Origin of the sequence: Peptoniphilus ovalis, assembly GCF_018919265.1 — a bacterium.
GTDB lineage: Bacteria > Bacillota > Clostridia > Tissierellales > Peptoniphilaceae > Peptoniphilus_A > Peptoniphilus_A ovalis.
The window spans coordinates 22,854-49,267 of the sequence record NZ_JAHLQO010000002.1 but is presented as its reverse complement, the minus strand read 5'-3'; the positions used below and the strand labels follow the sequence as shown (position 1 = coordinate 49,267).

The following is a 26,414-nucleotide window of genomic DNA, read 5'->3' as shown; positions in this document are numbered from 1 at the left end:
TCATAGATAATTTTAATAATTTAAATAATATCCTTAAAATACAAGCTTTCCAGCAGATACTTATTATTGTATATAATAGAAAGTTCAAACAGCATTCTCTTTAATTTATTAGAAGACTTACCTTCGGAAACTTTCTTCAGCTCTCTTTTGTATTTAAGTCTAGACTTCTCATCTTCACCGTCTTTAAAATATCCCCAGATGTGTTCAGCTGCGTTTACTATATGACCTGCACTTAGCTTAATCTTTAAAGCTTCATCAATTAAATCATAAAATTCAATCACCGGATAGTAACTTTTATCTTTTAACAAATTTCTTATATCATTATAAATCTTAGGCGAATGTTCAAGAACCAAGTACTTATATTTCGCCCATTCATCTTCAAGTTTTTTAATCTTTTTGCTACCGACCAAATTATTGCATTTAACTGCAGATAAATTTTTATCCTTAACTTCAAGCATAATGTCGATTTTATCTCCAGAGACTTCTTTGTAATAATCATGAAATTCCCTTAAATCAATTGTACTAGAGTGTGAGCCAGATTTTTTATCCCTATCTTGCTGAGAATAGTGCACCTTTTGCACACCATCTTTTTTACCCCAAGTTTTATTAGCTTCTCTTACATAATAACCATCAGATTTGTCATCATAGGGGTTTACTGCATTGTGAAGATTGTCATAAACAACGGGAATGTTAAGTCTATTCCCAATTTCTAAAACTTCAGAAATATTATAAATCTTGTCATCATTTTCTATTACAAGCCTATCTTTTATTCCATCATCAAGTTTTTGATAATTCTCACAGAATCTATCAATCGACTTAATCTTGTCGCCATAAGCCCCACCAATGTGTAAAATTATTTTATTGGTAGAATCTAAATTTAACGCATCTAAAAACCTATTATGATACTCCAAATCTTTAAAAGCTCTCTCAACAACATCTTCTCTAGGAGAATTAATCACAGTGTATTGACCAGGGTGCATTGAAAGTCTAATTCCATTATTCTTTGCCAACTCTCCAATTTCAAAAATCTTGTCGCTAAAAATTTCCCACCACTTAATTTTATTTACCTCATGGGATCCAAAAGGTATAATGTCTGAAGATATTCTCATAAGTTTTATGTTATTTTTAATATTATAATCCAACATATTTTCAAGGGATGCTAAATTATAATCTATTAACTCTATTAATTTTTCATCTGTAACATTGTCTTTTCTGCAAGTTTTAAACTTAACACTTAAAACCCCAACTGTTAGACAAGCATATCCTATTGTCATTTCTCACCAACTAATCTATTTTTTTCTGAAAATCTCCTACAATCCTTTATACCCCCACTGTATCTTTTTTAGCAAAGTCAAATACAGATTTTCCTGTTATGTATGTAGTGATTATGATTGCTAAGATTAAAAATACAAAAAATATGATTCCTAAAATTTTAAAAACTTTTTTCATAATATATATTTTACTTTATAAATGCTCCCTATAAATAAAAATTAGGTAATATATTTGTAAAAATTATATTACCTAAACTTATTAATTTATTTTAAGATTTTTCATTGAAAGATCTAAGATGCCTGCAGAGTGAGTGATTGCACCTGAAGAAATCACATCGACAGCTATATCTCTATATCTTTTAATATTTTCAAGAGTTATATTTCCACTGGCTTCAATTGTCGCTCTGCCATCGATTATTTCAATGGCTTCTTTTGTCATCTCGATATCCATATTATCAAGCATAATAATATCAGCACCAGCTTCCACAGCAGCTCTGACCATTTCTAAATTTTCAGTTTCAACTTCAATTTTAACAGTAAAAGGAGCATAAGCTCTCGCCCTTTCGATAGCTTCTTTGACACCGCCACTTGCCGCAACGTGATTGTCTTTAAGCATGATGCAATCAGAAAGATTGTATCTGTGGTTATTTGCACCGCCAACTCTAACTGCGTACTTTTCTAAAATTCTAAGACCTGGAGTAGTCTTTCTAGTGTCTACGATTTTGATATTTTCATCATCAAGAGCTTTAACTAATTTATTTGCATAAGTTGCAACGCCAGACATTCTTTGCAAAAGATTTAGTGCCACACGTTCAGAAGAAAGCAAAACTTTGACAGTGGATTTAATTTTCATTAGGACATCTTTGTTTTTTACTTCATCTCCATCTTTTGCAAATTCTTGAAAAGTTACATGAGATTTGTATGAATCAGCAATAATTTCAAAAACTCTCTTATAAACATCAAGACCTGCAATAATTCCATCCTCTTTTGCAATAAGTTCTACCTCTGCATCTCTATCGTCTATATAAATTGATTCAGTGGATAAATCTGCATTTGTAATATCTTCCTTAATTGCATTTATAATAATTTCATCAGCAAATAAATTTAACATGTGTACTCCTTTTAATAAACATTCAACTAAAACTAATTATATTATAACAAATAAAATAGAGTATTGAAAAAATGAATGTTTGAAACTGTATTGGATTAAAACTCAGCAGGCTGCCCCTAATTTTCAGAGACTGTTTTTATTTCTTAAAACTCAGCAGGCTGCCCTTTAGGGCTGTCTGCATAATTTGAAACTGTCCTTAATTTTTGGGACTGTCCCTATTCTGATTTCTTGAAGTATATCTGCATAATTTTGAATATAAAAGTTATAAAGGGACTGTCCTCTTTTATGTAGATTGAAAAGTTTGCAAAACTTGGAATACCAGATGTAAGGGACAGCCCTTTTTACTCAATCAACATTTCATTCTCACAAGATATTATAACGAATAAACTTTAACATTAATTGCAAAGGACAGCCCCTTTACATGAAAAAAACTCTCCAACTTTTGCCAGAGAGCTATTTTAATATTGCGTGAATTGCAATTCTGCCCTAATTTTATGATTGAGGGCTGTCCCTTCTATGTAAGAAACAAAAGGTCCCTTAGAAATAAAATTAATTTAATTCAAGATGTAAAAAGTTATAAAGGGGCTGTCCTCTTTTATGTAGATTGAAGAGTTTGCAAAAACTTGGGAATACCAGACGTAAGGGACAGCCCTTTTTACTCAATCAACATTTCATTCTCACAAGATATCATAACCAATAACTTTAAAATTAATTGCAAAGGACAGCTCCTTTACATGAAAAAAACTCTCCTGCTTTTTCCAGAGAGCTATTTTAATATTGCGTGAATTGCAATTCTGCCCTAATTTTATGATTGTGGGCTGTCCCTTCTATATAAGAAACAAAAAGTTCCTTGGAAATAAAATTAATTTAATTCAAGATGTAAAAAGTTATGAAGGGGCTGTCCTCTTTTATGTAGATTGAAAAGTTTACAAAAACTTGGGAATACCAGACGTAAGGGACAGCCCTTTTTACTCAATCAACATTTCATTCTCACAAGATATTATAACCAATAACTTTAAAATTAATTGCAAAGGACAGCCCCTTTACATGAAAATAAAAAAACTCTCCAGTTCCCTAGAGAGTTTCTAAAAATTTTATTCAATTAACTAATTTCGCATGTATTGCAAGTCTGTCCTTATCATCAGAACATGTTGAAAGAGTTAGAATTTTTTCATTCTCTTCAGGTAGTTTATTATTTAATAAATTTCTTTCCTCTACAAATTTTCTAAACACTTGCCATTCTTCACTATCATAATTTGGATTTCTGTAATCATCATTTACATTTGCAGGATAAACCGCCACAATTTCATAAATTTTCTTGCCATCTAAAGTTTCAAGAACAATATCAGGATAATTATCTCTAAAACTTTGCTCCTTAAATTTTTCTAAATCGTGAAAAATATGACCACTTCTCACATTGTGACCATATAAAATCGTGTTTTGATCAGAAAAATCATAAGAATTTCTCGCATCCATAAATACCTCTCCAAAGGGATGATACTCGCCCTTGTAATTATGGTCGAGGTAAAAATCATTGTCCTTAGCTTGCACAATAGGAAAATCAATATCAGTTCCGTCGATTTTAATCCATCCGATTATGTCATTGTATTCCTTATTTAATGCAATTAATTTCTTATTTGCACTATTGTCTTCAATTTTAACTTCACTTGTATCTAAACTGTTTAAATTCTCTTTTAGCTCAGCATGAGTTGCCTGAAATTCTTTATTGTCCTTGTGGTAGGAATAAATTTTAAAACCTGAAAAGGCAATAATTAGAACAAGGCAAATCTCTACTGCTATAATAATTTTATTTTTCATTTACCCTCCTTTGGGCTATTTTTATTTTGGAACTCCTTCGAAGGCTTGGGGACTGTCCCTGAAGTTGATAATAAAATAAACACACTAGAAGTTTTAATGTTTTTCATTGAAATCTTTATATAAATTGGGACTGTCCCTCTTCCTATTCCTTGAGACTGCTTCCAATTTTTGGGACTGTCACAGAAGTTAATAATAAAATAAACACACTAGAAGTTTTAATGTTTTTAATTGAAATCTTCATATAACTTGGGACTGTCCCTCTTCCTATTCCTTGAAACTGTTCCTATTTCTTAAAAACTCAGCAATCTACTCTTAGGGTTTTCTGCTTCTTTTGATACTTTGTCATTTGCAAGGACAGCCCTACAAGGCAAGCAGCAAGCTCCCCTAAACATTCCATATTAGAAAACATTATAATTCCCAATCACACAAAATCAACACATCAATATGTAAAGGGACTATCCCCTAGAATAGTCCCAAAATTCTAATCATAGATTAATTATCTTTGATTATTTATTTTTCTTTCTTCTCTTCATTTCAAAAGCAGCAAGTAGTGCAGATGCAAATCCACCTAAACCTGCATATCCTGCAACGCCTGCATCATAAGTCTTTGGATTATCAGTTATAGATTTTGACTTTTTGTTTCTCGCACTGTCAGTTTCTCTGCCCTTTGACCTAATTGCACTGTCAAGTTCATTGTCCTTGTTAGCTTCTTCAACTTTTTCAATGTTTTCTACAGTTTCTTCAGTTTTTTCCTCAACACTTTCCTCAGCACTTGGAGTTTCTGCTGGAGTAGATGGAGTCTCAGCAGGTGTGCTTGGAGTTTCCCCTGGAGTAGATGATGTCTCTACTGGATTATTTGGAGTTTCTCCTGGCACAATTGGTGTGCTTGGTGTAGGTGTAACTGGCTTATCAGGTGTTGGACTAACTGGTTCTGTTGAATTACTTGGTTCTGTTGGATTGCTTGGATTAACAGGATCAACTGGCTTTGTTGGATCATTTTCTCCTGGATTAGGTTTTTCAGGATTACTTGGAGTATTTCCTCCTGGATTAACTGGATCTTCCTTGCCAGGTTCAACTGGTTTATTAGGATTTTCAGGAACTTTACATAGAGTACCGACTCTTACGATTCTCTTCTTAGCTTCTTTAACTTCAACTTTTCTATCTTCTTCTTTTGAATTTTTGATAGTTATAGTTGTCGTTTTTGATCCCTTTTCGCCCTCTTGATCTACCTTTTCTTCTCCAGCTGCCATAGTGTCATCATATATGATCTCTGTTTCATACATTATCTCATCAGTAACAGTTACCTTACCATCAGTCTTAGCACCTATCTTAACTTTCTTGTTAGTAGGGGCAACATCTTCTTCAGAGACTTCAATCTTTCCTGTTTCTTTGTTGAACTTAGTTGTAATAATCTTACTGCCAACTTTACCTTCAGTGACAGTTTCTGTTTTTCCAAATTCTAGGTTTTGATCTAATTCATACTCTGTGTCATGAGGAATTTCAATTGTTTTTGTAACTGGCTTAATTCCGATTTTTACAACTCTATTTTTAGCTTCTACTACAATTGATTCAGTCTTTTTAGTTTCTCCATCTTGAGCACCATTTTTAATGTCATGAGTATAAGTGATATTTTTAGAACCTGGTGTACCTTCACTTACTACTATAGTTTCTCCAGCATCAAGATTTTTATCATAAATATATTCAGTTTCAAATGGAGTCTGAATTTTTTCAGTGTGTTCAATCTTTCCAACAAAATCTTTATTCCCTACTTTAATAACTGCATTTGTAGCAGGTGTTTCAGCAGTTATTTTTGGTTCTCCTACAACTTCAGAATTCTTAATTGTCCATTCCGTAGTTCTTGATCCCTTTGAACCAGGTCTTACAATTTTATACTTACCAGCTTCAATTTTCGGATCGTATTCTACAGTATATTCGAATGGTAATTCTTCTGTATGGCTATGAGTGCCTTCAGTCATTGTGCCTACTTTGATTACTTGGTTTACTTTCTTGACAGTTTCTGTTGTTTCAACATTTTTGTCTTTTAGTGTACCATTTTCAAATTCTTGAGTAACCTTTGTTGTAGATTTTCCATTTACACCTTGAGTAGTAACCTTAGATTCGCCAGCTTTCATTGTGTTGTCGAATTCTATTGTTGTTTCAAATGGATCTACATTTTCATGTTCATATTCGAATTTACCTGTGTAGTTCTTTGTACCTACAGTAATGACCTTCTTAACTGGAGCAGTTGTTTCAGTTGTAGTTGAATCGCCAGAAGTAACTTTTCCGTCTTCGCTTGTTACCTTTGTTGTAGTTGATTCTTCTCCTGGTGTTCCGCCAGTTTCTTCTACAAATCCTATTGGTTTTGTATTGTCATACTTGATTTCTACATCAAATGGTTTTTTGTTTGTAGTTGTTACTGTACTTTCGCCCTTTAATGGTTTTGTACCAACCTTAATGATGTGCTCAATTGGTTGAACTGTCTTAGTTTCATCAACAGCACTTGTCATCTCACCATCAGCAGCACCATTTTTGATATTTTGAGTGTAGGTTGTTGTCTTAGAGCCTTTTTGACCTTCTTGCTCTACCTTGTGAGTTCCCTTATCCATTGTAGGGTCTTCAACAACTTTTACAGTAAATGGTAGTTCTTCTGTAACATCGTGGGTTACTGTACCTGTGAAGTCTTCTTCACCAACTAGGATAACTGCATCTACTGGCTTAGTTTCTTCAACCTTTGGTTCTCCAACTACCTTAGAGTTTACAATTGTCCAAGTTTTCTTGTTTGTACCAACCTTACCAGATAGGTCTTCGCCGTTTTCATCCTTCTTGTATTTCCATTCACCTTTCTTAAGTGATGGGTCTTTTTCAACTTTGACTTTGAATGGTATTTCATCTGTATCTACTACAGTTCCTTCTGTCTTTGTGCCAACTTTGATTACCTTATCTTGTTTTTCAGTAATTGTTTTTGTTTCTACTTTACCTTTAACCAAAGCTTTACCTTGCGGTCTGTTCTTAGAGTCAAAGTTTAGAAGGTCTTCAAAACTTTCTCCATTATATGATGCTGCAGTTACATTGCCATACTCATCTGTAGTTTTTGTAACCTTATCAGCATCCCAATAGCCTTTTTCTACCATGTAATTAGCGATTGCTTCGTAGTTTGGTAGGTTCATTACTTGGTGTTCTTTATCATGTTTTAAGAAGTTGTCTTCGCCGATTGTGTTCATCATGTCATCCATATCGGCAATCTTAGCTGGAGTTACTTTTGTTTCTGTCTTTCCAACTACACCACCAGTTTCTTCTTTTGTACCTGCTGGCAAGTTATCATCAGTTATAACAGTAGTATCAAATGGAATGTCATTTTTATGTTCATAAGCTCCAACTCTTATCTTCATTGGTTGCATAGCAAGGGTTTCTTCTTTTGTGATGGTAATTTCACCAGTATCTGGATTTCTTGTAGTCTTAACAGTGATTTCTCCATCCCAACCCTCTTCATAGACTTCTTCACCTGGTTTGAGCGTAGGGTCTACCACATATTCTGTTGTGTGAGGTATTGTAATAGTTTTTTCTGCTGGTTTTACACCAACTTTTACAAGTCTATCTTCTTTTTCTTCGATAGTTGTTGTAACTTTTCTAAATAGGTTTTCGCCTTCTGTGAATTTACCTGTTTCTGGGTCGATAAGTCCTTTTTTGCCATTTACAACATCTTGTTCAAAGACTGTCTTTTCCTTACCAGCCTTACCTGGATTGATTACTCTTATTTCTCCAAGAGGAATTGTTTCATCAAATTCTTCTTTTGAAGCGAATGGTATATCTTTTATATCTTCATCTTTTACAGTTGCTTTATATTTAGGTCTTGCTATAAATTGTGCTTTAACAATTTCTGTCTTAGCTTCGCCAGTTAGCTTGTCTGTGTAGTTAACTTTTACTGGTATAAAGACATTCTCTCCACCAATTATCTTAACACCTTCACCATCTGGTACTTTTGCTGTTACTACACCAGTATCTTTATCAATAGTAACATCTTTCCATACATTACCCTTGTCGTCAGTATAAGTTCCAGGTACAAGTTCGTATGATTCTGGATTGTTGATGTCAGCTTTGTCGCTTAGTTCTACTTCTGGTGTATTTGTAAGGGTATCACCTTGGAAGCCAACTTCTGCGTGGTATTCTGGTTTAACGTTGTTTGTTTCTTTGACTACAAAGTAAAAAGAATGGTAGTCCTTAGAACCATTTGTATACTTATACTCAATTGGTAGATACATAGTGTCCCCAGGTCTAGCATCAGCTGGAGCTGTTACTGTAAACTCTGATGGGTTGTCTTTTTTTGTTTCTACCTTCCAACCTTTGGCCTCTGCCTGTTTTTTAAATTCTTCAAGAATCTTACCATCTGCTAGTCCATTAGCCTTAGCGTTCTTCATATCCTCGTAAGACTTAGAAGGATCGCCTTCTTTTCCTGATGGTGAATTTATCTTAAGATTAATAGATCCGCCTGGTGTTACAGTGTTTGAATAGGCAGTATCGTCTTTGCTTTGGATTCTGTTAAAGGTTTGATCATAATTCTTAGTGTCATCAAGGTTGATAGTCATTTCACCGATTAGGTTGTAGTGGTCGTAACGATCTATACCTTGCTTGTCGATTGTAACTTCAGTTCCGTTGTGGTTTATAACCTTAGTACCTGCACCTGTAGATTCATAAGCAAATACATCGTTATAATCTTCGGTTAAAGCAGCTTTTTGAAATTCTTCTTTTGTTCTTGGTCTTGCAAAGAATTTTGCTCTAAGATTTTGTACTCCCTTAAATTTATCATCATTGAAGATAGAATCATCACCTTGAAGGGCACCTTTAGGCATTTTAAATACTATTTGACCTACAGATAGATTGTTATTACCTGTAGCATTTTTAAGTTCTTCAATATTAGTAGCATTTACAATTAAAGCCTGAGCTCCATTTACTAGTATGTCTTCATCTGGATGGTAAACTTCTCCTACTAAACGAGTGTAATCTTCATCCCCTGCGTTTGTTATATTAGCATCAGATACAATGTATTGATTTTTAACAGGGACTTTATTTATTGTAGTAGTCCCACCAATTCCAATAAGACTTAAATCTTTGTTTTCGTTTGGGTAAGGGTTGACACCTACAGAGACTTCAAAGTTACTTCCATCAAACATCTTCTTATTTGGATTTGGATCAGTGTATTTCCCTTGCCAAGCTAGGGTAGTTTTTCCAGTATCCTTATTAGCTAAATGTTTTCTATCCTTTTCATTAGATATATAATCAAACTTTGTTTGTCTTCCTGCATATATTTCACCACCTGTTGAGTCAGGCTTATAGGTTACAGTATCCTCAGTATTTGTAGGGAGTGTTTGGCCAGGGTCTAGAAATCCCCCTTCACTTTCAACACTTGGTCCTCTTGCGGAATCAGTAATTAAGAAACCATTATAAGTCCTGTCAGCTTTTTTCTTGTCAATGTTTACCTCGACACCAAAAGATTTTTTATCAGGAGATGTTGGAGAAGGATTCTGAACTTCTACACGTACACCTTCTTTTTCATTGCCAAGATCCTCGTTAATAACCTTAATCTTATTACCTTGACCAGCTATCTCACTTTGCCTATAGCCTTTGCCCTCAGTAATTACTTTTTCATCTTTTACAATATCAGATTGCTTATATTCTTTAGATGTTTTATTTTCATCAGATGTTTCTCCAGTTGTTCCTGCTGTAGTTGCAGGAGTTTCAGTGTCCTCAGCAGTAGCTCCTAATGGCTGAGGTGTCTCTTCAGCGCTTAGTTCAAGAGCTGCTCCTGCTGCGCCTTCTGGAGCCTTTTCCTTATCAGTAGATTTTTCTTCTACAGCTTCAGCTGGGTCAACTGGTTGAACTGGTTTTTCAGTTTCAACTGGCTCTTCTGGTTCTACAGGCTTTTCTGCTGCTTTTTCCGCTGAAATAGGCTCATTTAATAGACTTTCTGATGCTCCAGAAGTATTTACAGCATCAGCAGTTGTTGCTTCAACTTTATTTTTATCATTATCCGTTCCACTTACTGCTCTTTCCACCGCTCCATCACTTGGCGCACCGCCTTCGTGATTTTCAACTATTGCAGCTGACTCATTTACATGTGCACTTACTACATTTGGAGCTGCAAATGTAATAAATCCAAGAGTACATGAAACAAGGCCTACGGAAAGTTTCCTCATTCCATACTTTGGTACCCTAGTTGCAGATTTTAATTTCTTGTCATCTACAACTTTTTTCAAATTATCCATTCTAAAATCTCCTTCTAAATAAAAATTATTTAATATTCATTATTTTATGAATTATTTTTTCAATAAATTTACTTTTATAAATTCTATTAATCTTGTATAGTTTATTATAAAAACCCCATTTTAGAGTTATCATTATATCAAATAGTACTCCAAAAAAACAGCAAAAAATACAGTTTTACAAATATTTCACATAAAGTTTGAAACTTTTATCTTTGTAAAAGATCCACCGGGTATCTTGCAAATTTTACATCGTCATTTGCATTTACCATTTTTATGATTTCTCTTTCGATTTCTGTTGTAACTTTTGATTTTTCTTGCAACTTACAAAATACTTTTAACGCGACTTCAAGTCCTTCAAGTTTATAATTTGATGTGACTGTTGAGAAAATTTTTGCTCCAGTAAGCTCCATGTCATTTGAAAGTCTATCGAGATATTTTCTCATCTTTTCATCTTCTTGATCTCTTTTTATTACTTTTTTTAGTTGGCTTTCGCCAATCTCATACATTAACTCCTCGACTTTTTCTATATTTGATGTGAGGTCAAAGACAAATGCAATATCAAACCACACATAGGGATAGTCTTCTGTGTAGTTTTTAAAGGCATTGTTAAATATCATTTTGTTGGGAAAGTGAATATTGACGCCAGTATATTGCTTGCTTCGTAGCCATCCTCCAACTTTGCGCATGCTAAATTCAAATATTTCTATGTGAGATATGTCTCCAAGATGTCCTGCTATTTCTACTGAGTCACCTATTTTAAATGGCTTTCTAATTTTTAGATAAATATATCCAGCAAAATTTATTGCAAGGTCTCGCATTGAGAAGATGACAAGTGCTGAAAATATTATTATACCAATTAGGAAACCTTCCATTGCATTAAACCAAATGTATAAAATTGCCGCTACTGATACAATAAAAAATATCCACAAAGTGGCAGCTTTCGCCCTCACGCGATGCTTTGCCTTTGTGAATAGTTCTTTTGTTATTTTTAAGATTATTTGATACAGCAATACTGCAAGAATTATTACTCCAATGGTTAAAAGTATTTTTTCGCTATATCCTTCTGTATCTTTTATAACTTGATATAAATCATTAAAGATTGAACTCATAGGTTTCCCCTTAAAGTTATTCTTCTCCTAAATATTTTATAGCTACTGCTGCCATTGATTTTGCACAAACTATCATTGCATCTTCATTGATATCAAATTTTGGGTGATGATGAGGGTATGGTGCTTTGTCAGAATGTGCTCCAACATAGTAGAAGCAAGATGGTCTTTCTTTTGCATAATATGCGAAATCTTCTGATGGTGGTTGTGGACCGCAGTCTGAAATTTCTGTAACTTCTGGAATTTTTGCTTCTGTTATTGCATCTATTACAAGTTGTGTCATTTCTGGGTCATTATATAGCACTGGGTAGTCGCTAGTGTAGTCAATTTCTACTTCCATGCCGAAAGTTTCGCCAATTCCATTTGCGATTCTTTTTATTTCTTTTCCGATTTTTTCTTTTGTTTCATCTGCCATTGCACGGACATCTCCCACAACTGTGACAGAGTCTTTGATTATGTTAAATGATCCTGCACCTTCAAAGGATCCTATTGTTACAACTCCATTTTCAAATGGTGAAAGTCTACGAGATACTACTGTTTGAACTGCTGTTACGAAGTGAGATGCAGCTACTATTGAGTCATTTGATAGGTGAGGCATTGATCCGTGTCCACCAGTTCCTTGAAATTTTATAGCGAATTTTGATCTTCCTGTTTGAGTATTGCCCTTGTGATATTGTACTGTACCACTTGGCATGCTGCTCATGACATGAATACCAAATACATTGTCCACTCCATCAAGAACTCCTTCTTCGATCATTGCCTTTGCTCCTCCTGGAGGTGTTTCTTCTGCGTGTTGGTGAATAATTACGATTTTACCTTTTAGTTTATCTTTATTGTTGTTAAGTACATCTGCTAATAGCATTAAGTATGCAGTGTGTGCGTCATGTCCACAAGCGTGCATTACTCCATCATTTTTAGACGCAAAGGGTAGGCCTGTTTCTTCTTTAATAGGAAGTGCGTCGAAGTCTGCACGTAGAGCAATAGTCTTTCCTGGTTTACCTGTGTCAATTACAACTCTTAGTCCATTGCCGCCCATGTTAGTTGTCACTTCTACATCTTTGTCTTTGTAGTAGTCCGCGATGTATTTTGCAGTTTCTTCTTCTTCAAATGAAAGCTCTGCATTTTCGTGAATGTGACGGCGATGCTTTACCATTTCATCTTTTCTCTTGTCAATTTCATCGAATACTTCTTGTAATAACATATAATTCCTCCCTTATTCTCTAATATATATTATTATACCCCAATAAAGAAGTTATGTTACATGCGTTTAAAAGTTTTTAGGTTTTTGTGGTCTTTATTTTACTTTATTAAATAGGCTGTGCTTTGTGGCTTACTACAATATTTAAGTTTTTTAATTGCTACTAGAAAGAACAGCCCTCGCTGTGCCGTTGGTTCTTCATCGCTTCTAATTTCGCTACGCTCATTAATCGGCGTGAAGAATGCAAATTAAAATTTGCTACCATTAAAAGGCAGCCCTTTTGGTTTTTTAAAGACAACTGTCTGTTTTTAACGAGGACAACCCTTGATGAGATTTTTTTGATTTTGGGGACAGTCCCCTTGTAAATCTTTCAGGGACAGTCCCCACGCCTTTTATTTTAATGAAGGATTTCCTAATTTTGGGACTGTCCCAGAGCAATGTTAAAATATAGTAACTATAAGAAAATAATTTATTAAATTTCTAGTTTCATTTGCTTTAGGACTGTCCCTATGCCTTAGAAAAATTTGAAAGTCCTCTCAAATTAGACAATATAAATACAATTTTTAAGTTTCTTAATTGCTACTAGAAAGAACAGCCATAAAGGCAGCTCTTTTAGTCTTTTTCAAGACAACTTGTCTGTTTTAACGAGGACAGCCCCTCTCTAATTATTAGTTATAATTTTTACATATTTTCTTCTTCTAATAATATTTTCTCATAGACAGCGAGGGACAGCCCTCGAAATCTTCACGATTTTTGGGACTCTCCCTTAAGACCTAGGGACTTGTACAAAAAAAGACTGCACAATGGCAGTCTTTAACTATTTACTTAAAATAATATAATCATCATCTTCACCTTGAATTAAATTCATTGCTCGCAAATCTTCTAAGGAAACAAATTTATTTTCATTTTTTTTAATTATCTTATCTTCATCAATATTAAAATTATTTAAATCCTTTAAGACATTGATATCTATATATTCAGCGCCTTCTTCTTTTAAAAGAGAAGAATATGGATAGAATTTATCTCCAATAACTACACGCTTGTACTTTGGAACTTCTAGCATTTTGTTGGCAAGAAGAATATTCTTTATTTCTTCAGGGTCATTTAAAGGTTGTGCTTTAAGTCCTTTTTTATAATTAACTAAATCTTCAGGGAAACCTAGTCCAATATCTAAGTTTTTTCTCGAATCTTCTGTAAATATATCATTAAAATAAGATTCGTATTTTTCTTTTGAATTTTCTTTTGGAATTACAGAGCCCATATATACACCGCTCTCTTCATCAAAAGTTTGTTCATCATCAAATCTACTTATCTCTTCAAATTTTGAAGGATAGAAAATATTCTCACCTGAATCATATTCTATAACTTTTAATGTAGAGTCGACAAAATCCAATTTATCTCCATTTTTTTCATATAATGAAATTAAACTATGAGATGTTGTGGCTCCACCCATACTTTGAAATAATGCTAAATAATTTTTCCCATCTTTTTCATAATTACCACCAGATAGAAATTCTACTCCACCATCTTCACCATCTAAATATATAAAGTCTCCTAAACAATATGTCATTTTCTTTTCGGGATTATAAGAAATTACCTTACAGTGATTTTCTCTTATATTCCTTGAATATAAATAGTATTTATAATTCATAATTATTTCAGGATAACCATCTTTGTCTAAATCAGAAATATAAGCTACAAATCTTTCCTCAGGCGAATTTTCATCAACAGATGCATAATTTTTTAATAGTCCAGTATAAGCATTTGTGCAAATATGTTTTAGATATGGCTTCAAATATGGTAAATCAACTTCTTTGTCTAGAGAAATATTGTATCCATATAAAACCATATTGTGAATCTTATTTAGCTCAGATAAGTTGAGTCCATGTCGCATTATTTGTTTTCCGCCATAGGTATTTAATTTAATCCATGAATTACTTTCTTTCGTCGATAAGTTTACTAATTTATCAATAGGTACAACATTTTTTTCAAATTCTTCTTGTGTTATTTCATTGCCATCCTTAGTAAAAGCCATATACCCTTTTGATTTGCTTAAATCAATAGTTCCAATTCCCATATTTTTATACTTTGGATTTGAAGTATCTTCAGCTGCTAATGTTACCTCTAATAAATAATCTTTATAAAAATATTGCTGAGTAACGACTGGTGCATAATCTTCATAAGGTAGAGGATAATAATAGTCATTTACCGAAAAAGCTACTATAGTTTTTCCCTCTATGTTTTTAAAATAAATCTTATCCTCTCCTTCTAAATAACCTTCAGTATTATTATCTAAACTTGTGCTACTTTCTTTGTCAATGTATCTTCCATAAATAATTGGCCACTCTGATGTGGGGGTTAAATTAAAACCCGGCGGAATATCGTTCTCATAATATTTTCCTAGGAAATAATATACAAACTCGTCATTACTTTTAGAATCATAAAATTTTGGAACAAAAAGAAAACCGAAGTTTCTAAAAGTACCATCTAAGTCATCCATCATTTCTTGGTAATTATTAGAAAAATTCTCTGTCACTCCCTTATATCCAGTTTCAGTCGCTGTAAAAGTAACATCAGATTTTGCTTCTTCTTTCAAAAGTGGATAAATTTTTCTATTATTTTTTACGACAAATTCGTTATACAAATACTGAAGTGCTATGTCTGGATTTTCTTTTTTATAAGCGTTGTATAGAGCAGTATAATATTTTTCGTCATCTTCTCTATTTGCCAATAAGTACAAGTCCTCGATGCTAAGATTTTCTAAATTTTCCTCTGCTGATTGCTTTATTTCTTCGTATGTCCTGGCCTCTAATTTGTTTTGGTTAAAATTAAAACCAAATTTATATGCTACAAAAAGGCCCGCTGCCAAAATTACAATTAAAAATATGTATAAAATTTTTTTCATATCTCACCTCAATTTAATTATATCCTTATGATTAGGGTTTTTCCACAATTAAAAAATGAGCAGGTTTTTCTGCTCATTTTAATTATTATAATTTATTCTTTTAGTGAGAAGGATAGCTACATTGCTATAAATAGGGACAGTCCCCTTGTAAACCTTTCAGGGACAGTCCCTATGTCTTTTATTTTAATGAAAGATTTTTTAATTTTGGGACTGTCCCAGAGTAATATTAAAATATAATATCTATAAGAAAATAATTTATTAAATTTGTAGTTTACTTTGCTTTGGGACTGTCCCTATGTTTTAAAAAATTGAAAGTCCTCTCAAATTAGACAATATAAATACAATTTTTAAGTTTTTTAATTGCTACTAGAAAAGACAGCCCTCGCTGTGCCGTTGGTTCTTCATCGCCTCTAATTTCGCTACGCTTATTAATCGGCGTGAAGAATGCAAATTAAAATTTGCTACCATTAAAAGGCAGCCCTTTTGGTCTTTTTAAATACAACTTGTCTGTTTTAACGAGGACAGCCCCTCTAAAATTATTAGTTATAATTTTTACATATTTTCTTCTTCTCATAATATTTCTCATAGACACCGAGGGACAGCCCTCTTAATTAAAAAAGACCGCCCTAAAGGGCAGCCTGAAAAATTCATTTTCTGATATTCATTATATTTTATTTTTTAAAGTATTCAACGCCAGCCTTAAATATGTCTTGCATTTCTACGCCGTCAATATTTTTATATAGATTTTCGCCTACTCTTTCTGAGTGACCCATCTTTCCAAGGATTTTTCCATCTCTTGACACCAATGCTTCTACATTAAGTCTTGATCCATTTGGTGCATTTTCATAACAAATTGCTACTTGCTCATTGTCTAAAAGTTCTTCTATCATTTCATCGCTTGCTACAAGTCTTCCTTCTCCATGTGAGATTGGAACTTTGTATGTTTTTCCAACTTCTAAATTTACAAGCCATGGTGAATTGTTTGATACAACTTTTGTATCTACAAGTCTTGAGATATGTCTGTTGCAAGTGTTAAATGTAAGTGTTGGGTCTTCTTCTTTTAAGTCTCCAACTTTACCATATGGCAAAAGTCCAGTCTTTATTAAGGCTTGGAATCCGTTACAAATTCCAAGGATAAGTCCGTCATTTTCATCAAGAAGTTTTTCGATTGCTGCTTTTACTTTTTCTGAGCGAATTACATTTGCTATAAATTTACCTGATCCATCTGGTTCATCTCCAAGTGAGAATCCCCCAGGGATTGCAAGTATTTGTGCATTTGCAATTTTTTCTGCAAGTTCTTCAAGTGATTTTTCTACTTCTTCTTCATTTCTGTTTTTAAATACAACTATTTCAGCTTTTGCTCCAGCATCTTCAAAGGCCTTTGCTGTATCCCATTCTGAGTTTGTTCCTGGGAATGCTGGCACGATAACTTTTACTTCATCAACTGGTGCTTTAGATTTTCTAATTCTATTTTCCACAGATTTTTGTTGGAATTTTTCAAGTTTTGTTGAGTCTGTGTATTTAAAGATTTCATCTAAAGTTTTTAGATAGGCATTGCGAGCTAGATTTTCATCAATTTCTTCGCCATTTACAATCATCTTATCTTCTACAAACTTTCCAACTTCTTCGATATAATCTCTGTCTTCAAGATATTCCACGATAAAGCTACCGTAAAGTGGTGAATACAGGTCTTTAAGATTTACTTCAAATCCTGTGTTATCTATTGCCATTTCATAAATCTGAGGAAGTGTTCCCTTGTGAGTAATGGCAGCTGCTGAAATTATATTTTTAGCTTTTATATCTTCATTAATTTTTTCAAATTTTTCTTTTAAATCTTCTAAGTCAAGTGTCCCAATTTCGTCTCTTTTTGCAAGTACTAAACCAATTTTGCCCTTAGCTTTAAATTCAGGGCTTATGATGTCTTCTACATCAGCTGTTTTTACTGCAAAGGAGATTAATGTTGGTGGCACATTAATATCTTCAAAGCTTCCACTCATTGAGTCCTTGCCGCCAATAGGTGGTGCATCGAAAAATCTTGATGCTCTAAGTGCTCCAAGAAGTGATTTAAGTGGCTTTGACCAAGACTTTTTATTGTCCATTTTTTCGTAATATTCTTGGAATGAAAGTCTAATACCATCTACTGATGCTCCTGCTGAAATTAGTTTTGCAATTGATTCAATAACTGCATAATATCCACCAAGGTATTGTGACTGTTCTGATAAATGCGGATTGAATCCATAACTCATAACTGATGCTGTCTTTGCATCTCCTTCAAGTGTAGGAATCAATGCAGCCATAACCTGAGCTGGTGTGTTTTGTTTCTTTCCACCAAGTGGAGATAGTACAGTTGATGCTCCAACAGTTGAGTCAAAAAGTTCAATCATATTTTTCTTAGATGTGATATTTAGATTTTTCAAATACTTATCTAAGTTTTGAACTTCTTTGTCTTCATTTGTTAAGAATTTTGCCACATCTTCTGATACAACTTCTACTTCTTCAACTCTATCTGCACCAGTTTCATTTATAAAGTCATAGCTCATGTCGACGATTAGCTTGTCTTCATAGAACATCTTCATTCTATTGTCATCTGTAACTTTTGCAACTATTGTAGCTTCTAAGTTTTCTTCATCTGCAAGTGAGATAAATTTTTCTGCATCATCTGAAGCAACTACAACTGCCATTCTCTCTTGTGATTCAGAGATTGCAATTTCTCTAGGTTTAAGTCCTTGATATTTTAGAGGAACTTTGTCTAGTTGAATTTCTATGGAATCAGCAAGCTCTCCAATGGCAACTGAAACTCCGCCTGCTCCAAAGTCATTACATTTTTTAATTAATTTTGCAGCTTCGCCCTTTCTGAAAAGTCTTTGAATTTTTCTCTCTTCAGGTGCGTTACCCTTTTGAACTTGTGCTGATTCTGTCTCAATTGATTCAACTGTGTGGGATTTTGATGAACCAGTTGCTCCACCGATTCCGTCACGGCCAGTCTTTCCACCAAGTAAGATTACAACATCTCCAGCTTGTGGATCAAGTCTTTTTACATTTTCAGCAGGTGCTGCAGCAATTACTGCTCCAGTTTCCATTCTCTTTGCAACATATCCTGGGTGATAAAGTTCATCTACAAGTCCAGTTGCAAGTCCAATTTGATTTCCATAAGATGCGTAGCCAAGTGCTGCTTCTGTTGTTATTTTCTTTTGAGGAAGCTTACCTTCAAGTGTTTCAGAAATTGGAGTAAATGGATCTGCTGCTCCAGTAACCCTCATTGCTTGATAGACATAGCTTCTTCCTGAAAGTGGATCTCTAATTGCTCCGCCAAGGCAAGTGCTTGCTCCCCCAACTGGTTCGATTTCTGTTGGGTGATTATGTGTTTCGTTTTTAAACATTAAAAGATAATCTCTTAACTCTTCCTTGCCATCTACTTCAATTCTAGCCTTGATTTTAACAGAGCAAGCATTGATTTCAGAAGAAACTTCTAGGTCATCAAGCTTTCCATTTTTTCTAAGTTCCTTTGCAAGAATTGTGCCAAGGCTCATCAGTGTAATTGGCTTTTGGATGCCAAGGTCTTCTCTCATCTTTAAGTATTCATCAAAAGTCTTTTTAATTTCCCTATCAAGTTCAGTTACCACATCAAAGTCTATTTTAAGTTCTGTGTTAAAAGTAGTGTGTCTACAGTGATCTGACCAATAAGTGTCAATAATTGCAACTTCTGTTTCATTAGGGTCTCTATTTTCAGTCTTAAAATAATCTTGTAGCACTTTTAAATCAGCTGCACTCATAGCAAGATTTTTGTCGTCTACGAATTTATTAAGTCCTTCTTCATCTAAATCGTTAAATCCATCATAAACTATGTTTTCTAAGTTTTTCTCAGAATTATTTTTAAGATTTACTTCTTTGTAAACATCAACTTCAGTTGAATCCACAGGATTGATTAAAAAGTCCTTTATCTTTTGAAGCTCTTCTTCATTTACACCAGCTATGTCGTAAACTTCAATTACCTTTGCTCTAATATTTTCCTTAGAAAATAGTGCAATTGTTTGAATTAAAGACTCTTCTCTGTTGTCAAATTGTCCAGGAAGATAAGCAATCCCTATTGGATTTGTAAAACTTTCTTCAAGTTTTTTTGCATCCTTATAATAAACTTCATCCACTGGTGCTTCTGCAAATACAGTGTAAAGTGTCTTGTCTAAAGTTTCATCAGAAATTTCAACATCATATCTTCTGTAAGATTTTAAAGACTTTACATCAATTCCCAGTGAGTTTTTAATTTCCTTTACTAAATTTTTTGATTTGTAGTCAAATTCATCTTTCTTGCATACATAAATTCTTTTTACATCATTTTTCATACAATCAACTCCTTTGGCTCAACTGCATAATTTCCATTAAAGCAGGATTTGCAAAATACATCTTCTTTAAGACCAGTTGCACCTAACATTCCATCCATAGATATAAACGCTAGAGAATCAGCTCCGATTTTTTCTCTAATTTCTTCAACAGAATAATTTGCCGCAATTAAATTTTTTCTACTTGGTGTATCTATACCATAAAAACAAGGATATTTAACTGGTGGAGATACAATTCTCATGTGAACTTCCTTTGCTCCAGCCTTTTTCATTCTCATAATTAAGTTTTTAGAAGTAGTTCCTCTAACAATTGAGTCATCAACAACTACAATTCTCTTATCTTTTAAAACAGTTTCAAGAGGATTTAGCTTTAACTTAACTGAAAGTTCTCTTTCTTCAGGTGTAGGCTTTATAAAAGTTCTGCCCATGTATCTATTTTTAACAAGACCTTCTGCAAAGGGAATACCTGACTCTTGTGCATAACCCATAGCACCTGGAGTTCCTGAGTCTGGAACTGCAATTACTAGGTCTGCTTCAACTGGTGCTTCCTTAGATAAAATTTCTCCGCATCTTCTTCTGAAGTTGTAGGAGTTTACGCCATCAAGAGTTGCATCAGTTCTTGCAAAATAAACATATTCGAAGATACAGTGTTCCCTATTGTCTTTTTCGTAAAAATCAGAGTGAATTCCATTTTCATCAACTAAAATAATTTCAGAAGGCTTTACATCTCTTATTTTATCAGTGCCGATAATTTCAAGTGGAGCATTTTCAGAAGCAATAATAACTTCGCCCTTTTGAGACTCTCCAATCAAAAGAGGTCTAAATCCATTGGGATCTCTAAAGGCAACAAGTTTATCTTCAAAAAGCATTACAACGCTGTAAGCTCCCTTAATTCTAGCCATAGTTTTTTTGACAGCTTCAATAATATCTCCCTCATAAAATTTAGCAACAAGTGAAAGGATGACTTCAGTATCAATAGAAGTTTGAAAAAGCATACCTTCCTCTTCAAGTTCTTTTCTAATTGATTTATGATTGACAAGATTACCATTATGAGCAAGTGCAAATTCCTTGTTTTTAGAAAAAGCTAAAAGTGGTTGAGAATTATATTCATGAGAACCACCTGCAGTAGCATAACGCACATGACCAATTCCAATATTACCAGAAAGCTTTAAAAAACTTTCATCATCAAAATTATCATAGACAAGTCCCATGCCTTTTTCCAAAACCATGCTCTCGCCATCATATACACAAATACCGCTTGCTTCTTGTCCCCTGTGTTGCAGGGAATTTAAACCATAAAATAATTTTTTACTAACATCACTTTGTGAGTGAATACCAATAACTCCACACATTTTTTTATCAGACCCTCTTTGCAAATAGATTAAAATTTAGATTAAATCAAAAAAACCCGTCGCCGGGTTTATTAAAATCATATAAAATTAGTTAGAAATATTGCGTTAAATTTTTTTGAATGAGTATTTAAAAGTTCAAAATTAATTATGCAAGTACAAATTTCCAACACAATCCTCCAAATAATATTTAAAAATATTATAGCATAAAAAATTTTAAATTTGAATTAAATTTCGAAATTTCAAGGTTTTAAAATATTTTATATGGTGACAAAATCTCTTAATAACTAATTCGCAATAAAAATCAGGTAGACTTAACTACCTGCTTTCAAATCAAATATATCAATCAATATTTTTTACTTTTTTCACCACTAATATGTAGAAAAGATAAAGAGGGCTGCCCTTTAGGGCTGTCCTCGCAAATGAAAAAGCATGAAAAGAAGCAGCAACAAAGGTGAGGTGCACCCAAAAACACGGACTTTTTTCTTATATATAAACCATCTAAATTTGCCTACTTGATTTTTAAAAAATTTGTAAATTTCTGTCAAGAGCACGTCTCATAGACGTGGGCGAAGCCTTTACTCTTGACTGGAATTTTCATAATTTTTTATTGTTTTAAAGGCAAATTTTCTTTTATTTTGCCAAGCTTTGCTTTTCTCTGTATTCTACTGGGGATAATCCTCCTACGTTTTCTTTTATTCTCTTTTCATTATACCATTTGATGTATTCTTCTATTGCTTCTTTTAGTTCTTCTACTGTTTCAAATTCTTCTCCGTAATACATTTCCTGTTTTAGTATTCCAAAGAAGTTCTCCATTGGGGAGTTGTCTAAGCAGTTTACTTTTCTTGACATGCTTTGTTTTATGTTATTTTCTTCTAGTAATTTTCTCCATGTTTTGTGCTGATAGTGGAATCCTTGGTCTGTGTGTATCATGAGGTTGTATTCTTTTGGTAGTTTTTTTATTGCTTCTATTAATGATTGGTTTGTAAATTCTACTGTTGGTGATGTGCTTATGCTATAGGATATTATTTCTCTGTTGTATAGATCCATTATTGGTGATAGATATACTTTTTTTCTTCTCCTTTTACTTTGAATTCTGTTACATCACTTACGTATACTTGGTTTGGTTTTTCTACTTTGAATTGTCTTTTTAATTCATTTTCTGCTATTTTTCCTACTGTTCCTCTGTATGATGAGTATTTTCTATTTTTCTTGTGGAATTTTGTGCATAACAGGTTGTTTTCTCTCATTATTCGTAACACTTTTTTATGATTCATTGGGTGTCCTTCTTTTTTTAGTATTAGTGTTACTCTTCTGTATCCGTATCTTCCTTTGGATTCTTCTACTATTTTTGCTATTTTTTCTGTTGCTTCTTTTTCTTTTTTATCTGGGTTTTCTAGTTTTTTTTTCCATTCGTAATAGCTACTTTTTCCTATTTTTGCTACTGTTAGCCAAATTTTTAATTTTATGTCTTTGTTTTCTTGCCTTAATTCTTCTATTATTATTGTTTTTTCTCTGTTTTTTGGTTTTTTCCCTGAATTAAGGCTTTTAACTTTTTTAGATATAGATTCTCCGCTCTTAGGTATTCAAGTTCTTCTTTTAGTTTTTCTATTTCTTCTTGTGTTAGTTTGTTTTTCTTTTTAGACATTATTTCTTCTCCTGGATTTTTTTCTTCTGTTATTGTTTCGTTTAATCCAGTATATCCTAGTCTATTGATTTTGTCTTGCCATTTCCTTATTGTTGATGTGTGTTTTATTTTAAATATTTGTGCTGTTTGTATATATGATAGGTTGTTTTCTTGTCTATATTTAAGCACATAGTGTTTAAATTCTTCTGTATATGTCGGGTTTTCTTTATATTCTTTTAATACTTCTTCTCCTAGATATCTGTATTGATTGTACCATGCTTTTACTGATGTTCTACTTACTTTATATTTTTTTGCAAGGTATCTGTCTCCATATCCTTCTTCTTTTTCTTTTACTATTTTTAGTTTTAATTCATAGCTGTATTTTTTCATTTGAACCTCTTATTCCGTGTCCGGATTTTGGGGTTCACATCAAAGGAAAGGGGACGGTCCCTTAGTAAACCTGACAGGGACAGTCCCCTTTTCTTAAATAACCAGACAGCCCTCGCTGTTCGTTAGGTTCTTCATCGCCTCTAATTTCGCTACGATCGTTAATTTGAGCTAAGAATGTAAATTAAAATTTGCTAACATTTCCGACTCGCTCTAAAATGCTCCTTATTCAGTCGCATTTTATTCGCTACCATTAAAGGACAGCCTTCATTCTTTTAAATCAAATATATCAATCAATATTTTTTACTTTTTTCACCACTAATATGTAAAAAAGATGCTGACTTGCAGCACCTTTTAAAATTTTTATGAAAGTAAATTTACAACAATTTTTGCAATTTCTGCTCTTGTTATATTAGCTTTTCCATCAAAAGTTCCATCATCTCTACCTTCGAATAGTCCTCTATTTACAGCTTTTTTAACTTCATCTTTAGCCCAATCTGATATTTCATCTGCATCTTTAAATTCTATGTCTTTGAATTCTTTTCTGTCAACATTAAGATTTTCAACATATCTATTTAAAATAGCTGCAACTTCTTCTCTTGTAATTTCTCTATCTTTTTTGAATTCTCCATCTTCGTATCCAAAAATAAATTTATTTTTATTTGCCCATGCAATATATCCACCATCTTCTGTTCCAGCTTCTACATCTTCAAATATTTTTTCATTATAATCTTTAGGATTAACCCCTTGAATTCTAGCTAAAGCTTTTACAAGTTCAATCCTTGTAGATTGTTTATTTGGATTAAATTTACCATCTTGTAAATCCATAAGATTTTTATCAAGAACTTTTTGGATATATTCTTCTGCCCAATGATTTGCATAATCTTTTGTGGAATCAACTTTTTCTTCTGTCTTGTTTTCAGTTACTACATTTTCAGTCTTAGGAATAGAGGTTCTATCAGTTGAAACAAATACTGGATAAGTTTTTACATCATTATCATTATTTACTAAATAATCATCCCAATTTTCATCAACAACAGGTTTAGAAGGTTCGTCAACCACAATAGGTTTAGCTATATCTTCAATCTTTGCAATTGGTTGATACTTCTTTGCAAAATCAAATCTTTCATTGAAGTTTAAATCTAGAATGTCATCATTTCCTTCGCCTTTCATATAGTTTACATCAAAGAATGTTTTTTCATTCATTGGTAAACTTGCAGAGTATGGCGAATAAGTTTTTAAGAATATTTTATTTTGACTTTCATCAAATTCTGCATACTTAAAGAATCCATTACCACCATTGTAAGAGAATTGGTAATCAGCAAGAATTGTAATTACTGGATTTCCATTATCATTTGTATAAACCTTGTTTCCAGCTCCATGGTAGTGACCTGAAACTGTCATAAATACTTGATCGTATTTCTTAATTACTGGCCAAATATATTCACCAACTCCTGACAATTCTACTGATGAAGGCTCAGTATCTGAACAGTCAACTATATTGTGAGCTACAATTATTGTTGGGTTTTCAGGATTTTCTTTTAATACATTTTCAAACCATTCCATGTCACGTCCAAGGTCATACCAGGAAAGACCAATCATTAGATATTCATATGAACCTGCTCTAACTTTCATGTATGATGATCTACCTGAAGGTGAATCAGCAGTAGTATATGGTGTCTTCTTTAAAAATTCTGAACCTGCTCCATAATAATCTTTATAATATAAATCTATGGGTTTATTATTTGGGTTAGAATAGAATTCTATATTATTATATCCAAATCCAGGTTCTGGTGCATAATCATGATTACCTGGAATCATTAGAGCTTGGAAATTTGAATCAGCAAGCTTATAGAACGTGTTTTTTGAGTTTTCAAATTGTTCTTTTGAGTCGTAGTTTTCAACAACATCTCCTAAGTGAGATACTGCTTTTATATTTCCCTTTTGTGCATCATTAATTAAACCATTAATAGCTGTATCCATTACATCTGGTTTAAATTTAATTGTATTTTGTGTATCTGGAATAAATACAAAGTTATAATTATTAATATTTTCTAAATGAAATTCTTCATTAGTTCCAAAATCTCCTGCAAGTGATTCTGGATTTGGAATTAACCAATCACTTTTATCTAATTCACCTCTAGATATTCTAATAGTTTCGATATTACCATTTAAGAATTTATCAAGTGTTTGACTTCCCTCTTTCCACCAAGAAGATCCAACTCTAAATCTTCCGTCTTCTGGGTCTGCGAACATTCCCTTCATTGCTCCATCATCAGATGAATTAAAGTTTCTAAAAGATTCAGCTCCATTTAGAAAAGAATTGATATTTCCCTTGTCATCACAAGTAATAGCAATGTGATACCATTGTCCACCTTTATCCATTGCAACTGACCATACTGAAGAAGTCATCTCATGACTATCATTTTCGTTAACAGTAAGATATTGAATTTCTTTACAATTAGATACTGCAACAGATGTTGATCCAAGTTCTGGTTCATCCATTGTTTTTACATTTGCTGTATCTGCAACTTGTCTTGCTAGGATTCCCATCCACTTATCATTATTAGTCCAATCTTTTGGAAGATAATATAAGATTTCAATTGTATATCCTTCTGAGAAAGTTTCTGAATTAATAGGTGCATCCTTAACTGTTACAAAGTCTGCCCCCTTATCTTTCGCAATTCCAGCAAATTCAATTGAACCATTTCCACTAACTGACTCATTGGAAAACTTTAGATAGTCTTCCCAATTTTGTGCACTTTTATCATCAGTTAAATGACCATCTGTGTAAGTTTGCATTTCAAGGTCATTTCCATTTCCACTTGCATCTTTAATTTTTAAAGATCCATCGGAAATTTTTCCAGTTGACTCTTGTGGATTAAAATTCCACTGAACTACTACATTACTTTTTGCAAAAATTCCTGCAGGAATTATTTAGAAAATCATAACTAAAGCAAGTAGCATTGACAACAATCTTTGTTTAAAATTATTTTTCATTTTTTCCTCCTACTATATTATTATGTACTAATATATAGAGGAAAT

Annotated in this window: 11 protein-coding genes and 2 pseudogenes; all 13 read right to left on the bottom strand. The window is 33.1% G+C overall.

Going from position 1 to position 26,414, the window contains the following annotated elements:
• Positions 1–20: 20 nt before the first annotated feature.
• Positions 21–1,274 (bottom strand): UV DNA damage repair endonuclease UvsE, encoded by a 1,254-nt coding sequence (gene uvsE / locus KQI68_RS02480; RefSeq protein WP_216548551.1) that lies wholly within the window; start codon positions 1,272–1,274, stop codon positions 21–23.
• Positions 1,275–1,530: 256 nt separating this feature from the next.
• A complete protein-coding gene (nadC, locus tag KQI68_RS02475) occupies positions 1,531–2,382 on the bottom strand; it encodes a carboxylating nicotinate-nucleotide diphosphorylase (RefSeq protein ID WP_216548550.1) in 852 nt (283 codons plus the stop codon).
• Between the two features lie 1,098 nt (positions 2,383–3,480).
• Positions 3,481–4,200 (bottom strand): class B sortase, encoded by a 720-nt coding sequence (gene srtB, locus KQI68_RS02470; protein ID WP_216548549.1) that lies wholly within the window; start codon positions 4,198–4,200, stop codon positions 3,481–3,483.
• A 506-nt stretch (positions 4,201–4,706) separates the two neighbouring features.
• Complete coding sequence (locus KQI68_RS02465; RefSeq protein ID WP_216548548.1) at positions 4,707–10,460, bottom strand: G5 domain-containing protein; 5,754 nt, start codon at positions 10,458–10,460, stop codon at positions 4,707–4,709.
• Positions 10,461–10,666: 206 nt separating this feature from the next.
• Positions 10,667–11,569 carry a mechanosensitive ion channel family protein gene (locus tag KQI68_RS02460; RefSeq protein ID WP_216548547.1) on the bottom strand — a complete coding sequence of 301 codons (903 nt, stop codon included), beginning with the start codon at positions 11,567–11,569 and terminating at the stop codon, positions 10,667–10,669.
• Positions 11,570–11,585: 16 nt separating this feature from the next.
• Positions 11,586–12,767, bottom strand: coding sequence for an amidohydrolase (locus tag KQI68_RS02455; RefSeq protein WP_216548546.1), 1,182 nt, complete (start codon positions 12,765–12,767; stop codon positions 11,586–11,588).
• Between the two features lie 814 nt (positions 12,768–13,581).
• Positions 13,582–15,669 (bottom strand): hypothetical protein, encoded by a 2,088-nt coding sequence (locus tag KQI68_RS02450; protein ID WP_216548545.1) that lies wholly within the window; start codon positions 15,667–15,669, stop codon positions 13,582–13,584.
• 671 nt (positions 15,670–16,340) lie between these two features.
• Positions 16,341–20,009 carry a phosphoribosylformylglycinamidine synthase gene (locus KQI68_RS02445; RefSeq protein WP_216548544.1) on the bottom strand — a complete coding sequence of 1,223 codons (3,669 nt, stop codon included), beginning with the start codon at positions 20,007–20,009 and terminating at the stop codon, positions 16,341–16,343.
• Entirely contained in the window at positions 20,006–21,358 is a 1,353-nt protein-coding gene (gene purF, locus KQI68_RS02440; protein WP_216548543.1) for an amidophosphoribosyltransferase, read from the bottom strand. Before purF ends, KQI68_RS02445 begins: the two co-directional genes overlap by 4 nt.
• Before the next feature lie 630 nt (positions 21,359–21,988).
• Positions 21,989–22,479 (bottom strand): annotated as a pseudogene (locus KQI68_RS02435) (IS3 family transposase); the annotation flags it as partial.
• A gap of 99 nt (positions 22,480–22,578) precedes the next feature.
• A pseudogene (locus KQI68_RS10535) lies at positions 22,579–22,791 on the bottom strand (IS3 family transposase); the annotation flags it as partial.
• 65 nt (positions 22,792–22,856) lie between these two features.
• On the bottom strand, positions 22,857–23,372 hold the full coding sequence (locus KQI68_RS02425; protein WP_216548541.1) for a helix-turn-helix domain-containing protein: 516 nt from the start codon (positions 23,370–23,372) through the stop codon (positions 22,857–22,859).
• A gap of 360 nt (positions 23,373–23,732) precedes the next feature.
• Positions 23,733–26,171 carry an S-layer homology domain-containing protein gene (locus KQI68_RS02420; RefSeq protein ID WP_216548540.1) on the bottom strand — a complete coding sequence of 813 codons (2,439 nt, stop codon included), beginning with the start codon at positions 26,169–26,171 and terminating at the stop codon, positions 23,733–23,735.
• Between the last annotated feature and the right edge of the window lie 243 nt (positions 26,172–26,414).

Excerpts from the sequence above, each read along its gene's own strand:
- purF (WP_216548543.1), bottom strand. The coding sequence starts at position 21,358 with ATGTGTGGAGTTATTGGTATTCACTCACAAAGTGATGTTAGTAAAAAA.
- nadC (WP_216548550.1), bottom strand. The coding sequence starts at position 2,382 with ATGTTAAATTTATTTGCTGATGAAATTATTATAAATGCAATTAAGGAA.
- KQI68_RS02420 (WP_216548540.1), bottom strand. The coding sequence starts at position 26,171 with ATGCAAACTTACACAGATGGTCATTTAACTGATGATAAAAGTGCACAA.
- KQI68_RS02465 (WP_216548548.1), bottom strand. The coding sequence starts at position 10,460 with ATGGATAATTTGAAAAAAGTTGTAGATGACAAGAAATTAAAATCTGCA.
- KQI68_RS02450 (WP_216548545.1), bottom strand. The coding sequence starts at position 15,669 with ATGAAAAAAATTTTATACATATTTTTAATTGTAATTTTGGCAGCGGGC.
- KQI68_RS02460 (WP_216548547.1), bottom strand. The coding sequence starts at position 11,569 with ATGAGTTCAATCTTTAATGATTTATATCAAGTTATAAAAGATACAGAA.
- KQI68_RS02455 (WP_216548546.1), bottom strand. The coding sequence starts at position 12,767 with ATGTTATTACAAGAAGTATTCGATGAAATTGACAAGAGAAAAGATGAA.
- uvsE (WP_216548551.1), bottom strand. The coding sequence starts at position 1,274 with ATGACAATAGGATATGCTTGTCTAACAGTTGGGGTTTTAAGTGTTAAG.
- KQI68_RS02445 (WP_216548544.1), bottom strand. The coding sequence starts at position 20,009 with ATGAAAAATGATGTAAAAAGAATTTATGTATGCAAGAAAGATGAATTT.
- KQI68_RS02425 (WP_216548541.1), bottom strand. The coding sequence starts at position 23,372 with ATGAAAAAATACAGCTATGAATTAAAACTAAAAATAGTAAAAGAAAAA.
- srtB (WP_216548549.1), bottom strand. The coding sequence starts at position 4,200 with ATGAAAAATAAAATTATTATAGCAGTAGAGATTTGCCTTGTTCTAATT.